Source organism: Mycobacterium sp. 360MFTsu5.1 (assembly GCF_000383495.1).
GTDB lineage: Bacteria > Actinomycetota > Actinomycetes > Mycobacteriales > Mycobacteriaceae > Mycobacterium > Mycobacterium mucogenicum_B.
This window is the reverse complement of record NZ_KB911466.1, coordinates 382,248-395,798: the sequence shown is the minus strand read 5'-3', so window position 1 is coordinate 395,798 and position 13,551 is coordinate 382,248. Positions and strand designations below refer to the sequence as shown.

General features: G+C 67.5%; 16 protein-coding genes. 5 read left to right on the top strand and 11 right to left on the bottom strand.

Annotated features, from left to right (window positions below; genetic code table 11):
• The 8 genes from truA to infA form a co-directional block, all read right to left on the bottom strand.
• Nucleotides 1–897 carry a tRNA pseudouridine(38-40) synthase TruA gene (truA, locus tag H289_RS0114235; RefSeq protein ID WP_036420507.1) on the bottom strand — a complete coding sequence of 299 codons (897 nt, stop codon included), beginning with the start codon at nucleotides 895–897 and terminating at the stop codon, nucleotides 1–3.
• Nucleotides 881–1,432, bottom strand: a complete 552-nt coding sequence (gene rplQ / locus H289_RS0114230; protein ID WP_020101464.1) for a 50S ribosomal protein L17 — start codon at nucleotides 1,430–1,432, stop codon at nucleotides 881–883. The genes truA and rplQ overlap by 17 nt, the downstream gene beginning before the upstream one ends.
• Nucleotides 1,433–1,493: 61 nt before the next feature.
• Complete coding sequence (locus tag H289_RS0114225; protein ID WP_020101463.1) at nucleotides 1,494–2,546, bottom strand: DNA-directed RNA polymerase subunit alpha; 1,053 nt, start codon at nucleotides 2,544–2,546, stop codon at nucleotides 1,494–1,496.
• A gap of 84 nt (nucleotides 2,547–2,630) precedes the next feature.
• Nucleotides 2,631–3,236 (bottom strand): 30S ribosomal protein S4, encoded by a 606-nt coding sequence (gene rpsD / locus H289_RS0114220; protein WP_020101462.1) that lies wholly within the window; start codon nucleotides 3,234–3,236, stop codon nucleotides 2,631–2,633.
• Between the two features lie 14 nt (nucleotides 3,237–3,250).
• Entirely contained in the window at nucleotides 3,251–3,667 is a 417-nt protein-coding gene (rpsK, locus tag H289_RS0114215; protein ID WP_020101461.1) for a 30S ribosomal protein S11, read from the bottom strand.
• A 4-nt stretch (nucleotides 3,668–3,671) separates the two neighbouring features.
• Nucleotides 3,672–4,046, bottom strand: coding sequence for a 30S ribosomal protein S13 (gene rpsM / locus H289_RS0114210; RefSeq protein WP_020101460.1), 375 nt, complete (start codon nucleotides 4,044–4,046; stop codon nucleotides 3,672–3,674).
• 155 nt (nucleotides 4,047–4,201) lie between these two features.
• Nucleotides 4,202–4,315 carry a 50S ribosomal protein L36 gene (rpmJ, locus tag H289_RS0114205; RefSeq protein WP_003879483.1) on the bottom strand — a complete coding sequence of 38 codons (114 nt, stop codon included), beginning with the start codon at nucleotides 4,313–4,315 and terminating at the stop codon, nucleotides 4,202–4,204.
• Between the two features lie 46 nt (nucleotides 4,316–4,361).
• Nucleotides 4,362–4,583, bottom strand: a complete 222-nt coding sequence (infA, locus tag H289_RS0114200) for a translation initiation factor IF-1 (RefSeq protein ID WP_003886926.1) — start codon at nucleotides 4,581–4,583, stop codon at nucleotides 4,362–4,364.
• 265 nt (nucleotides 4,584–4,848) lie between these two features.
• On the opposite strand from infA, the gene H289_RS0114195 reads away from it, so the two are divergent.
• The 4 genes from H289_RS0114195 to H289_RS0114180 are packed head-to-tail and all read left to right on the top strand — an operon-like array spanning nucleotide 4,849 to nucleotide 9,789.
• Complete coding sequence (locus tag H289_RS0114195; protein WP_029105227.1) at nucleotides 4,849–6,549, top strand: NAD(P)/FAD-dependent oxidoreductase; 1,701 nt, start codon at nucleotides 4,849–4,851, stop codon at nucleotides 6,547–6,549.
• 12 nt (nucleotides 6,550–6,561) lie between these two features.
• Nucleotides 6,562–8,037 carry an ATP-binding protein gene (locus H289_RS0114190; protein ID WP_020101458.1) on the top strand — a complete coding sequence of 492 codons (1,476 nt, stop codon included), beginning with the start codon at nucleotides 6,562–6,564 and terminating at the stop codon, nucleotides 8,035–8,037.
• 57 nt (nucleotides 8,038–8,094) lie between these two features.
• Complete coding sequence (locus H289_RS0114185; RefSeq protein WP_020101457.1) at nucleotides 8,095–8,925, top strand: LLM class F420-dependent oxidoreductase; 831 nt, start codon at nucleotides 8,095–8,097, stop codon at nucleotides 8,923–8,925.
• 15 nt (nucleotides 8,926–8,940) lie between these two features.
• A complete protein-coding gene (locus H289_RS0114180) occupies nucleotides 8,941–9,789 on the top strand; it encodes an LLM class F420-dependent oxidoreductase (RefSeq protein WP_020101456.1) in 849 nt (282 codons plus the stop codon).
• 8 nt (nucleotides 9,790–9,797) lie between these two features.
• On the opposite strand, the gene H289_RS0114175 is transcribed toward H289_RS0114180, so the two are convergent.
• The 3 genes from H289_RS0114175 to H289_RS0114165 all read right to left on the bottom strand — a co-directional run bounded on the left by H289_RS0114175 (nucleotide 9,798) and on the right by H289_RS0114165 (nucleotide 12,412).
• Nucleotides 9,798–10,382: a hypothetical protein gene (locus tag H289_RS0114175; RefSeq protein WP_155944133.1), complete on the bottom strand. Its 585-nt coding sequence runs from the start codon at nucleotides 10,380–10,382 to the stop codon at nucleotides 9,798–9,800.
• A 117-nt stretch (nucleotides 10,383–10,499) separates the two neighbouring features.
• Nucleotides 10,500–11,966, bottom strand: coding sequence for an RNA polymerase sigma factor (locus tag H289_RS33425; RefSeq protein WP_036420503.1), 1,467 nt, complete (start codon nucleotides 11,964–11,966; stop codon nucleotides 10,500–10,502).
• A gap of 191 nt (nucleotides 11,967–12,157) precedes the next feature.
• A complete protein-coding gene (locus tag H289_RS0114165) occupies nucleotides 12,158–12,412 on the bottom strand; it encodes a hypothetical protein (protein ID WP_020101455.1) in 255 nt (84 codons plus the stop codon).
• Nucleotides 12,413–12,565: 153 nt separating this feature from the next.
• Here H289_RS0114165 and H289_RS33880 point away from each other — a divergent pair, with 153 nt between their 5' ends.
• Nucleotides 12,566–13,288, top strand: coding sequence for a hypothetical protein (locus H289_RS33880; RefSeq protein WP_029105225.1), 723 nt, complete (start codon nucleotides 12,566–12,568; stop codon nucleotides 13,286–13,288).
• The last annotated feature ends 263 nt before the right edge of the window (nucleotides 13,289–13,551 follow it).

The following is a 13,551-nucleotide window of genomic DNA, read 5'->3' as shown; positions in this document are numbered from 1 at the left end:
CTAATCGAGGGTACGCAGATCCCGGGTGACGGCGATCCGGGACGCCAGCTGATCGTCGGGCGGGTAGTCCACCGACACCAGCGTCAGGCCCCGCGCCGGGGCGGCGGCGTACTCGCTGGACCGGCTGTCGGCCGCCAAAAGGCCTGCGATCCAACCGGGTTCGCGACGGCCCTCCCCCACGGCGAGCAACGCGCCGACCAGCGACCGCACCATGTTCCAGCAGAAGGCGTCAGCCGCCACGTGGGCGGTGACCAGATCACCCGAGCGCTGCCAGTCCAGCCGCTGCAGATCCCGGATGGTCGTCGCGCCCTCACGAAAGCGGCAGAACGCGGCAAAATCCTGCAGCCCCAACAACTCCTGCGAGGCGGCCGTCATGGCGTCCAGATCCAGCGGCCGCGGCCACGGTGTGATGAACCGGGCCTGTTGCGGCTCAACGCCATACGGCGCCAACGACAACCGGTATTCGTAGTGCCGCCGCAGCGCCGAGAACCGGGCGTCGAAACCCGGTGCGGCCCGGACGATCTGGCGCACCCGCACATCGGCGGGCAGGAACCGCGCGAGCCGGCGCACCAGCGGCAGGAACTCGGGGTCCCCCGGCCGCGGCGAGCGCGGATAGGCGAAACTCAGTGCGGCAGAAGGCACGTCGACGTGTGCGACCTGCCCGGTGGCATGCACGCCGGTATCGGTCCGCCCCGCGGTGACCAGGCGCACCGGCTCACGGAACACCGTCGACAACGTCTCTTCGATGACACCGGCGACCGTGCGCTGCCCGGCCTGCGGTGCCCAACCGGCGAATTCGGTGCCGTCGTACGAGATATCCAGCCGTAAACGAACGTGCCCGCCATCGGATTCGATGGCGGGCACGTCGTTCACAGCGTGATTAGGACTTGGCCTCATCCTCGGTCGCCTCAGCCTCGGCCTCAGCGGTCTGAGCGTCGGCGATGCCCTCGTCAGCAGCCTCGACCTCGGCAACCGGAGCCTCGACAGCGGCTTCCTCAGCGGGAGCCTCGGCTTCGGCAGCCTTCGCCTGAGCGGCGGCCGCGCGACGGGCGCGGTCGGCCTCGGAGACGACGGTCTTCTCCCGGACCAGCTCGATCACGGCCATGGGGGCGTTGTCGCCCTTGCGGTTCTCGACCTTGATGATGCGGGTGTAGCCGCCCTCGCGGTCCGCGAAATGCGGTGCGATCTCGGCGAACAGGGTGTGCACCACGTCCTTGTCGCGGATCTTCTTCATCACCTCGCGCCGGTTGTGCAGCGCGCCCTTCTTGGCGTGGGTGATGAGCTTCTCGGCGTACGGACGCAACGCCCGGGCCTTGGCATCAGTGGTCTTGATGCGGCCGTGCTCGAACAGCGAGGTGGCCAGGTTGGCCAGGATCGCCTTCTGGTGCGACGACGACCCGCCGAGGCGAGCACCCTTAGTGGGTTTGGGCATTGCTACTTCTCCTAATTGGGGCCGGCCCCCGTATCAGGTAGGGCCGGGACGGAATTTCTTATTACAGCTGTTCGGTTTCGGCGTAGTCCTGGTCGGCGTCCAGGTCATAGCTGGCATCGCTGTTCCAGGTGCCGGTGGCCACGTCGTAGCCGGCGACCTGCGACGGGTCGAACGTGGCGGGGCTGTCCTTGAGCGACAGACCGAGCTGGTGCAGCTTGATCTTGACCTCGTCGATGGACTTCTGGCCGAAGTTACGGATGTCCAGCAGGTCCGACTCGGTACGCGAGACCAGCTCGCCGACGGTGTGCACACCCTCGCGCTTGAGGCAGTTGTACGACCGCACGGTCAGCTCCAGGTCGTCGATCGGCAGCGCGAACGAGGCGATGTGGTCTGCCTCGGCCGGCGACGGGCCGATCTCGATGCCTTCGGCCTCGACGTTGAGCTCACGGGCCAGACCGAACAGCTCGACCAGCGTCTTGCCGGCCGAAGCCAGGGCGTCGCGCGGGGCGATCGAGTTCTTGGTCTCGACATCCAGGATCAGCTTGTCGAAGTCGGTGCGCTGCTCGACGCGGGTGGCCTCCACCTTGTAGGTGACCTTCAGCACCGGCGAGTAGATCGAGTCGACCGGAATACGGCCGATCTCGGCACCCGAAGCCTTGTTCTGCACGGCCGGGACGTAACCGCGGCCGCGCTCGACGACGAGCTCGACCTCCAGCTTGCCCTTGTCGTTCAGGGTGGCGATGTGCATGTCCGGGTTGTGGACCGTCACACCGGCCGGGGGCACGATGTCACCGGCGGTGACGGCACCCGGGCCCTGCTTGCGCAGGTACATGGTGACCGGCTCGTCCTCTTCCGAGGAGACGACCAGGCCCTTGAGGTTCAGGATGATGTCGGTGACGTCTTCCTTGACCCCGGGGACGGTGGTGAACTCGTGCAGGACACCGTCGATGCGGATGCTGGTGACCGCTGCGCCCGGGATGGACGACAGCAGCGTGCGCCGCAGCGAGTTGCCGAGGGTGTAACCGAAGCCCGGCTCCAGCGGCTCGATGGTGAACCGCGACCGGTTCTCGGCCAGCACGTCCTCGGACAGGGTGGGTCGCTGAGAGATCAGCATTTTTCTATCTCCTTCTCGGCACCCGCTATTTGATGCCGGTTGGTTGGTGCCCGCCCGGGATTGGGCGGGCCACCAGGACTCGAATTACTTCGAGTAGAACTCGACGATCAGCTGCTCGGTGAGCGGCACGACGATCTGGGCGCGCTCGGGCAGCTGGTGCACGAGGATGCGCTGACGCTCGCCGACGACCTGCAGCCACGACGGGACCGGACGGTCACCGGCGACCTCGCGAGCGATCTGGAACGGCAGGGTGTTCAGCGACTTCGGCTTGATGTCGATGATGTCGTACTGCGACACCCGGTAGCTCGGGATGTTCACCTTGACACCGTTGACGGTGAAGTGACCGTGGCTGACCAGCTGACGGGCCATGCGGCGGGTACGGGCCAGGCCGGCGCGGTACACGACGTTGTCCAGACGGCTTTCGAGGATCTGCAGCAGGTTCTCACCGGTCTTGCCAGCCTTGCGGTTGGCTTCCTCGTAGTACTTGCGGAACTGCTTCTCCATGACGCCGTAGGTGAAGCGAGCCTTCTGCTTCTCCTGCAGCTGGGTGCGGTATTCGCTCTCCTTGATCCGCGCGCGGCCGTGCTGGCCGGGCGGGTAGGGGCGCTTTTCGAACGACTGATCGTCACCGACGAGGTCGACGCCGAGGCGGCGCGACTTGCGTGTGGCGGGTCCGGTATAACGAGCCATTTTTCAAATCCTCCCTAGACCCGGCGCCGCTTGGGCGGACGGCAGCCGTTGTGCGGCTGCGGGGTGACGTCGGAAATCGCGCCAACCTCGAGGCCGGCGGCCTGCAGCGAACGGATCGCGGTCTCGCGGCCCGAACCCGGGCCCTTCACGAAGACGTCGACCTTCTTGACACCGTGCTCCTGCGCCTTGCGGGCAGCGTTCTCGGCGGCGAGCTGCGCGGCGAACGGGGTGCTCTTGCGCGAACCCTTGAAGCCGACGTGACCCGACGAGGCCCAGGCGATGACGTTGCCCTGGGGATCGGTGATCGAGACGATGGTGTTGTTGAACGTGCTCTTGATGTGAGCGGCGCCGTGCGGGACGTTCTTCTTTTCCCGGCGACGAGTGGGCTTGCCGCGCTTCGAAGCAGCGCCGGCTTTCTTGGTGGGTGCCATTTACTTACCTGGCCTTCTTCTTGCCGGCGATGGTGCGCTTCGGGCCCTTGCGGGTACGCGCGTTGGTCTTGGTGCGCTGGCCACGCACGGGCAGGCCACGACGGTGGCGCAGGCCCTGGTAGCAACCGATCTCGATCTTGCGACGGATGTCGGCCTGCACCTCGCGGCGCAGGTCACCCTCGACCTTGAGGTTGCCTTCGATGTAGTCGCGCAGCTGGGTCACCTGGTCGTCGGTGAGGTCCTTGGTGCGCAGGTCCCGGTCAATGCCGGTGGCAGACAGGATTTCCTGGCTGCGGGTACGGCCGATGCCGTAGATGTAGGTCAGCGCGATCTCCATGCGCTTGTCACGCGGGAGATCAACGCCCATGAGGCGTGCCATCAGGCAGTGTTCCTTTTCGTTGCGGAGGTCTGATCCCAGTCCGTTCCCCGTCTTTTTCGGGGTCCGGCCTCCGTGCCGGACGTGGTTGAGAGCCGTATGCCCTCAGTGGTACTGGGAGGTCTGCATTCAGTTTTGGGTGCTGCTTGAGCTGATGCTCAGCCCTGCCGCTGCTTGTGCCGCGGGTCAGAGCAGATCACCATGACCCGGCCGTGGCGGCGGATCACCCTGCACTTGTCGCAGATCGGCTTGACGCTCGGGTTCACCTTCACGACTTAGCGATCCTTTTCTCGGTTCTGAATTGGTGGTGCTCGGGCGTTACTTGTAGCGGTACACGATGCGGCCACGGGACAGGTCGTACGGAGAGAGCTCCACTACGACACGGTCCTCCGGCAGGATGCGGATGTAGTGCTGCCGCATCTTGCCGCTGATATGGGCGAGCACCTTGTGACCGTTCTCCAGCTCAATGCGGAACATCGCATTGGGCAGGGGCTCGATCACGCGACCCTCGACCTCGATGGCGCCGTCTTTCTTGGCCATACTCTTTGGTAATCCTCTGGTTCTTCGGTTTCGTATCTCATACGCCCGTGCTCGGCGCAGAGCCCACCCCGGCTACAAGAACGTGGACTTAATGCCAGGAAATTCCGGGGAACTTCAAAACAGAGCACGCAAAGAGCCGGCGCAGAAGCTGCACCGTTGGTCCACGATACCCGCTCGGACCCCAGGTACCAAAATCCGCGAGGCACCCCGGCAGACCCTAGGTGGGCGCATCGTCTTCGCAAGTCAGGGCGCATAATGAACAACGATGACTGGACCCGCTTCCCCGGCTCGCAATCCGGTGATTCTCACCGTGGACGACGATCCCGCAGTGTCCCGGGCCGTCGCCCGCGACCTGCGCAAACACTATGGCGAGCGTTACCGGATCGTACGCGCCGAATCCGGACAGGACGCGCTGGTAGCGATCAACGAGCTGCAGCTACGGGGCGACACCGTGGCGATGTTCATCGCCGACTACCAGATGCCGGAGATGAACGGCATCGACTTCCTGGAACTGGCCATGGACGTGTTTCCGCTGGCCCGCCGCGTGCTGCTGACCGCGTACGCGGACACCCACGCCGCGATCAACGCCATCAACCTGGTCGACCTGGACCACTATCTGCTCAAGCCCTGGGACCCGCCCGAGGAGAAGCTGTATCCGATCATCGACGGCCTGCTGGAGGCCTGGCACGAGGTCGGCGACCGCGCCGTCCCGCACACCAAGGTGATCGGCCACCGGTGGAATCCCCGCTCGTGGGAGGTCCGCCAGTTCCTGGCCCGCAACCAGCACTACTACCGGGCATACGCGTCGGACGAGCCCAAGGGCAAGCAGCTGCTGACTGCCGCCGGCCTCGACGGGCTGGAGCTGCCGGTGGTGATCTCCGAGCAGGGCGAGACGCTGGTCCAGCCGACCGATGCCCAGCTGGCTGCGATGCTCGGCCTGGCCACCACCCCGTCGCTGGAGATGTACGACCTGGCCGTCATCGGCGGCGGACCGGCCGGTCTGGCGGCCGCGGTGTACGGCGCGTCCGAGGGGCTGCGCACGGTGCTGATCGAGCGCACCACCACCGGCGGACAGGCGGGCCGCAGCTCGCGCATCGAGAACTACCTGGGCTTCGAGACCGGAATCTCCGGCGCCGAGCTCACCACCTCGGCGCGGCGGCAGGCCGAGCGCTTCGCGGCCGAGGTCATCACCACCCGTGAGGTCGTCGAGCTGGACGTCTCGTCGCTGGCCAGCAAGACGCTGACCTTCGACGACGGCCGGAGCATCACCGCACGGTCGGTCATCCTGGCCACCGGCGTCGACTACCGGCATCTGCAGGTCGCCGGGTGCTGGGAGGACCCCGACAGCGTCGGCAACAGCTATGTCGGCAACGGCGTCTTCTACGGCGCCTCGGTGTCGCAGGCATCCGAATGCGCGGGCGAGGACGTCTACATCGTCGGCGGCGCGAACTCCGCCGGCCAGGCCGCGATGTTCATGTCGCAGCAGGCCAAGTCGGTGACGCTGCTGGTACGCGGCAAGTCGCTCGAGGCGTCGATGTCCTACTACCTGATCCAGCAGATCGAGAACACCCCGAACATCAGCGTCCGGACCTGCACCGAGGTGGTCGACACCTGCGGCGAGGACGGGCACCTGACCGGGCTGTGGCTCGTCAACAACGCCACCGGCGAGCGCGAGCACGTCGAGTCGACGCGCCTGTGCTGTTTCATCGGCGCCACCCCGCGCACCCAGTGGCTGGAGAACGCCGGCATCGCCCGCGACGACCACGGCTTCATCCTCACCGGCCCGGATCTCAAGGATGTCTGCGGCTGGAACCTGGACCGGCCGCCGCACCACTTGGAAACAAGTGTGCCCGGTGTGTTTGTTGCAGGAGATGTCCGCGCTGAATCGGCCAAACGGGTCGCAGCCGCGGTTGGCGAAGGCTCGATGGCAGTGATGCTGGTGCACCGGTATCTGGCCGAGACGTAGGAGGAGACCGGTATGGGCGAAACGTGCGCGCGAAGTGAACTGAAAACGCTGTTCCTTTTCGAGGCGTTGACCGACGAGCAGCTGGACACGCTGTGCGCCAACGGTCACATCGCGACGTTCGAGCCCGGCCCCGTCTGCACCGAAGGCGAACCGGCCACCTGCTTCTACGTCATGCTCGACGGCGAGCTGGTGATGTCGATGAAGTCGGGCGGCATCGACATCGAGACCAACCGCACCTCGATGCGCGGCGTGTACTGCGGCGCCTGGTCCGCGTACATCCCCGACGAGCAGCCGGTCTACGAGGCGTCGGTGCGGGTGACCAAGCCGTCGCGGTTCTTCGTCCTGGACGCCAACGCCTACGCCGACTTCATGCGCAAGGAATTCCCGATGGCGGTGCACCTGCTGGAGGGCCACAAGGTCGGCGGCCGCCGCGGGCGGCAGATCGTCGGCCAGCGCGAGAAGCTCCTCGCCCTGGGCCAGCTGTCGGCCGGCCTGACCCATCAGCTGAACAACCCGGCCGCCGCGACCGCGCGCGCCGTCGCCGACCTGCACGACCGCATCGGCAAGATGCGGCACAAGCTGGCCATGCTGGCCGACGGTCAGGTCAGCCCGCAGTCGCTGCGAGTACTGGTCGGCATTCAGGAAGGCATCGCCGAGCAGGTGGCCAAGGCCAGGACGCAGGAGCTGTCGGCCATCGAGGCCTCCGATCGCGAAGACGCGATCGGCGAATGGCTCGAGGACCACGACATCGCATCCGCCTGGGACTACGCCCCCACGTTCGTCGACGCCGGCCTGGATGTTGCTTGGCTGGAAGGCATTTCGTCGTCGCTCGGATGCGCCGATGCGTCCGCGACGCTGCAGGGCGCGCTGGGCTGGCTGAAGTACACCATCGACACCGAGCTGCTGATGTGTGAGATTTCCGAAGCGAGCAAACGGATTTCGACGCTGCTGGCCGGCGCCAAGCAGTACTCCCAGATGGACCGTGCCCCATACCAGAACGCCAACGTACATGAGTTGTTGCGCAGCACCCTGATGATGTTCGGTGACCGCATCGGCAAGGACGGCACCACGTGCGTCAAGGTGGTCAAGGAATACGACCCGGCACTGCCCGAATTGCAGTGCTACCCAGCCGATCTGAACCAGGTGTGGACGAACATCATCGACAACGCACTGCAGGCCATGAAGGGCTGCGGCGTGCTGACGATCCGCACCAAGCGCGTCAGCGACGACACCGTCCGGATCGAGATCAACGACAACGGCCCGGGCATTCCGCCCGACGTCATCGAGCGCATCTTCACCCCGTTCTTCACGACCAAGCCCTTCGGCGAGGGCACCGGACTGGGGCTCGACCTGGCGTGGCGCATCATCTGCGAGAAGCACCACGGCAACATCTACGTCGAATCCAAACCGGGCGACACCACGTTCATCGTCACGTTGCCCGTGCACGCGCCGGCGCCGGAAGAGTTCCCGGCCGTGGCAGCGGGATAGTTCAACTCACCGCGCGCCGAACGGAATAGCCGCCCGCGCCCCAGAGTTGCCGCAAAGGTGACCAAACCAGACCTTGGGCGCTACGGCGTATTCGGGCGCGGCGCAACGCCGCAACAGGCAGCAGAAATCGAAGCGCTGGGCTACGGCGCGATCTGGGTCGGGGGATCCCCGCCCGCGGAACTGGACTGGGTCGAGCCACTGCTCGGCGCGACGGAGCGGCTGAAGGTCGCGACCGGCATCGTCAACATCTGGACGGCGGCCGCCGGACCGGTGGCCGAGTCGTTCCACCGCATCAACACCGCCTATCCGGGCCGGTTCCTCCTCGGCATCGGCGTCGGGCACCGCGAAGTCATCACCGAGTACAAGAAGCCGCTCGACGCGCTGAACGAGTATCTCGACAAGCTCGACGAGTATGGCGTGCCGAAGGAACACCGGGCGGTGGCCGCGCTCGGCCCACAGGTGCTGAAGCTCTCGGCCCGGCGCAGCGCCGGCGCCCATCCCTACCTGACCACCCCGGAGCACACCGCCCAAGCGCGTGAGCTGATCGGGCCGGACGCGTTCCTGGCGCCCGAGCACAAAGCGATTCTGACGACCGACGCGGATAAGGCCCGAGCCGTCGGCCGCCAGGCCCTGGAGCTTTACCTCAATCTGAACAATTACCTCAACAGCTGGAAGCGGTTAGGGTTCACTGACTCTGACATCGCCAAGCCTGGCAGCGACCGGCTGGTCGACGCGGTGGTCGCCTACGGCACCGTCGACGCGATCGCCGCACGGCTGAAGCAGCACCTCGACGCCGGCGCCGACCACGTACCGGTTCAGGTGCTGACGTCGCCGGACAAATTGGTGCCCGCACTGACCGAACTCGCCGGCCCACTGGGCCTGCGGTAATTGGAGGGATCGACCATGAGCAAGCTGGACCTGGGCCGCGTCGGGGTGTGGACGTTCGGCGCCCCGACCCCCGAGCAGGCCGCCGAGATCGAGAAGCTGGGATACGGCGCGATATGGCCGGGCGGCTCCCCCGCCGGTGACCTGGCGTTCGTCGAACCGATCCTGGCCGCGACGGAGAAGCTGCAGCTGGCCACCGGCATCGTCAACGTGTGGACGGCGCCCGCCGCGCAGGTCGCCGAGTCGTATCACCGGATCGAGGCCGCGTACCCGGGACGGTTCGTGCTGGGCGTCGGCATCGGCCATCCCGAGCACACCAAGGAGTACCGCAAGCCGTACGACGTCCTCGTCGAGTACCTGGACGAGCTGGACGCCGCGGGAGTTCCGGTGGCGCGCCGCGTGGTGGCGGCCCTCGGCCCGAAGGTGTTGCGGCTGGCGGCTGATCGCAGTGCCGGCGCGCACCCGTACCTCACCACCCCCGAGCACACGGCCGAGGCGCGCAAGGTCATCGGGCCGGACGCGTTCCTGGCGCCCGAGCACAAGGTGGTGCTGACCGACGGTTCGGCCGAGGCCACCGCGGAGGCACGGGCCATCGGTCGACAGACCGTCGACTTCTATCTGAATCTCACCAATTACCTGAACAATTGGCGCCGACTCGGCTTCTCCGAGGACGACATCGCCAAGCCGGGCAGCGATGCGTTGATCGACGCGGTCGTCGCCCACGGCACGCCCGACGCCGTCGCCGCACGGCTCACCGAGCACCTCGACGCCGGCGCCGATCACGTGACGGTCCAGGTGCTCGGCGGCTGGGACAAGCTGGTGCCGACGCTCACTGCGCTGGCTGGTCCGCTGGGCTTGCGCGGATAGCCTGGCGCTCAGCGCTTTTGGTCTTGACCGTCCTGCGGGCTGTCCTGCTTGTCGTGGTGCTGCCAGATGCGGCGCGGCCAGTTCCAGTGCGGCCGTTGCTGCGTCGGCTTCGGCGTCTCGGCGGCAGGCTGCACGACCACCGGCTGCGCAGGCGCGATGGCCTTCGGCGGGATGACGACGGGCGCGCTGACCACACTGGGGACCGGCGCCGGTGCCGGAGTCGCCACATGGTTGGCGGTCGGCATCGGGGCCGGAGCGACATACGGAGTTGACCGGGTGTGGTCGACGACGGCCAGGGGTGTCGACGGCTCGTCGTTGTCGCCGAGCAGGATCGCACCGACCGCGGCGGCGACGGTGACCCCGCCGAACACCATCGCGACGAGCGCGACCCGCATGGTTTTCGGTGTCCGCGTCGCCGCGAGCGGTGCGGCGGGAATCAGGTTCGGCGCCAGAGGTTCTTCGGCTTCTTCCGGTTCGGTCAGTGACCAGGCCAGCGCTCCGAACGGCATCGTCGGCATCCCATGGAGGGTTCCGCTGGCCGGGTCAGACGAGTACTCCAGGTTCGGCAGTGTGGCGGTCATGGCAGTGGACATGGTGTGCTCCTGTGTCGTTCTTGCTGTCCCGGATGGGTGGCTCTCACAGGTAGGAGTCGCGCGGCACCCACGGCGGGACAACTTTTGGCGGGCTGCTTCTTCGCAGTTCGGAATCGGCTAGTAGATGACCGGCGGCTGCGTCGTCGTCACCGGTGCCGGCTCGATGGGGCCCACAGGGCCCTGGGGCCCCGGCCGCGGCCGGGGCGGCTTGGGTGTGCCGGCCGGTGTCGTCGGGGTCGGCGACGGAAGCGGCTCGGTGATGATGGGCGGCGCCTGACTGGGCGACGGCTGTTCAGATACCACGGGTGGCCGCGGGTGGTGCGGCGGCAACGGTCGCGGCGACGGCTGAGGTGTGACGACGGGCGCGGCCGGCGGTAGCGGTACCGGCACCGGCGACTGCTGCGGCGGCGGCACCGCCCGGGGCGGCGCGGCCGTCGTCGGCTCGGGCGGAGCGGTGACGACAGCGGTCGGGCTGGGCGGCGGCGGAGGCGCGACCGTGGTGGTCACCGGATTTTCGGGGGTGGTGCTGGGCGGCGCGGTGACAGAGGTGGTGACGCCTTTCGGGGCGACGGGCGCGTTGGTTTCGTACCGCCAGGCGATGGTCAGCGCCAGCACGATCAGCGGAATGCCGATCAGCAGCGACATCGTCAGCATCACGCGGCCGTTGGGCGTCGTGGCGGCAGGTTCCGCATCGAGGACGTCGACCGCGGCGAACTGTTCGGTCGGCGCATCCGGCAGCGCACTCTGCGCTTGGGTGGGTGCGCTGCCGAGATCGGTGGAGGCCGACGTCAGCTGAATCCGATTCAGCGTGCGGTCCCGCAGCCAGGTCGGGGCGGGGATGAACAGCGGGGCGCCGCCGAGCAGCGCGACCGGGTTGACCATGCGGCGCCGGTCCTGATCGCACGTCGGGCAGCTTTCGATGTGCCGGGCGATCCGCTTGCGCATCAGGATGGTGAAGGTTCCGTCCCACCCGGCGAGGATCGCGCCCAGCTCTGCGCAGCTGTTGCCACTCTGCCCGCGGCGGGCGACGAGCAGCGCGCCCAGCGAGCGCTCCATGGTGTCGCGCAACCGCTGCATGATCTTCTTGGCACTGGCGGCACTTACGCCGAGGGCCTCGGCGAGTTCGGGCCCCTCCAGTCCGTGGCGATAGCCCAGCTCCAGTACCGCGCGGTCCCGGTCGGACAATCCGCCGGCGGCCTCGGCGACCAGTTTGGCCAGTTCGTTGCGGGCTGCCAGGGTGTCGGGTCCGGCGTCCCCGGACGCCTCGTCGGGCAGCTCTTCTGACGGTTCTTCGCGGCGCCGCTGCCGGATGCGGCGCAACGCCTCGTTCCGGGCGATCGCGTACAGCCAGGGACGCAGCTTGTCGGGTTCCCGCAGCTTGTCCAAAGCTGTTGCGGCAGTGCAGAACACGTCCTGGACGCAGTCCGCGGCAGCATCGCGGTCCCGGACCATGCCGACGCAGAAGTCGTGGAGCCGGTCGGCATAGCGGTCATAAATACCGGCAAATGCCATGCGGTGTCCGGAAAGGGCGGCGCCGACCAAGTCGGCGTCGCTGACAATGTCCCAATCTGGCACTGCGGTCATGAGACGGGCTCCCGTACCGGATCGATCGCCGGTATGCACTGATGCTAATCCGGCGAAGGCATGATGGTTTGCCGAATCAACAAGCATCGGCGTTGGCTTCAATGAGGAGAACGAGAGCAGACCGGACCCGGTTCAACGCCAGACCCGGCTGCGTCTCGAATCCGCGTGGGCGGTGTGCCACCACGGCCCGGTCAGTGCTTGTCGTGCTCGTGGTGCTTCCAGTCCCAGTCGTACCAGTGCCAGTAGTAGTGGCAGTGCTCCCAGTCCCACCAGGCCCACGAGCAGTAGTCGTGGCCCCAGGTCTGTGGTGCGGGGATGGACGGCTGGGCTTGGGCGGTGCCCGCCGTCAGGCCCATGCCGGCCAGGGCCATGCTGCCGGACAGCAGCGCGGCCGCGGCGGCTCGCTTCGCGAGAGACTGCCGCTTGGCAGGGTTGTTGTTGCTCATTTCGTGCTCCTTGGTTGGTGTCGCAGGCGCCCCGTGCGGGCTCTGTCATAGGTAGGAGCGCGACCCCCGGACACCGGGGACACTTTTTTCGGAGGAATCCGAATCGGCACGAAAAACTTGTCAGACTCTGCTGCCGGCAGTGCTCATACCAGCATGAGCAACCATTCACCCACCCCGTGGGACCCCGACACCGACAACACCATCGCAGCCGACGCCGTGGACGCCGGCCCGCGTTCGGTGACCTTCCCCCGGCTCGCGTACAGCGACCAACTCGCCCTGCCCGATGCGCCGGAGGACGACGTCACCGTCGCCGTCGGCACCGACGACGGCCGCTGGGCCCGGCGCCGCGTCGCACTTGCCTTGGGCGGCGCGGCCAGCGTCATCGTGGCGTCGGCCGCCGTGGCCTTCACCGCGATCAGTTCACTCGACGCCGGCGCCTCGGTGGCACCGGCCGGTGGTTCGACTGCCGTGCCCGCGGCCGCGCCGGCCGTTCTGGTGCAGCCGCCGGCGGCGCTGCCCGCGCCCTCTGCCCCGCAGGCGGCGCCGGCGGCGCCGGTGATTCCCGACCACGTGCCGGCGGCCGCGCCCCAGCGACCGGCAGCACCCGTCGTCGTCACCGCGGCGCCGGCGGCCGGTCCCGCCCCCGAGGTCGTGCCACCGGCTCCCGCACCAGAGGCGATCCCGGAACCGCCCGCGCAACCACTGCCCACGTTCCCGCCCATCGTCATCAACCTGCCGGCGCCGCCGGTCGCGCCGCCGAAGGAGCCGGCACCCGCTCCCAAGCCCGATGGGCCGGTATTGAAGGGCCCGCTCGCCATTCCGAGCCCCGGCAAGACCGCTCCGGTCAACCCGAATCTGCCTCTGGATGCCGGCTGACATCCTGCAGACGGAAGCCCGCCACGGTGGTATCCCCACCGCGGCGGGCTTTTTCGCGTTGACCCTGTATTGACGGCGCGATCGTTCGAGTGGCCTACGCCGTCACGTCAGAGTCAACGACTCTGCGCGACGCCACCACGCTGACCCTGAATTCAGGGCGCGATCGTTCGAGTGGCCTACGCCCTCACGTCAGGATCAACAACTCTGCGCGACGCCACCACGCTGACCCTGAATTCAGGGCGCGGTTGCTCGAGTGGATTACG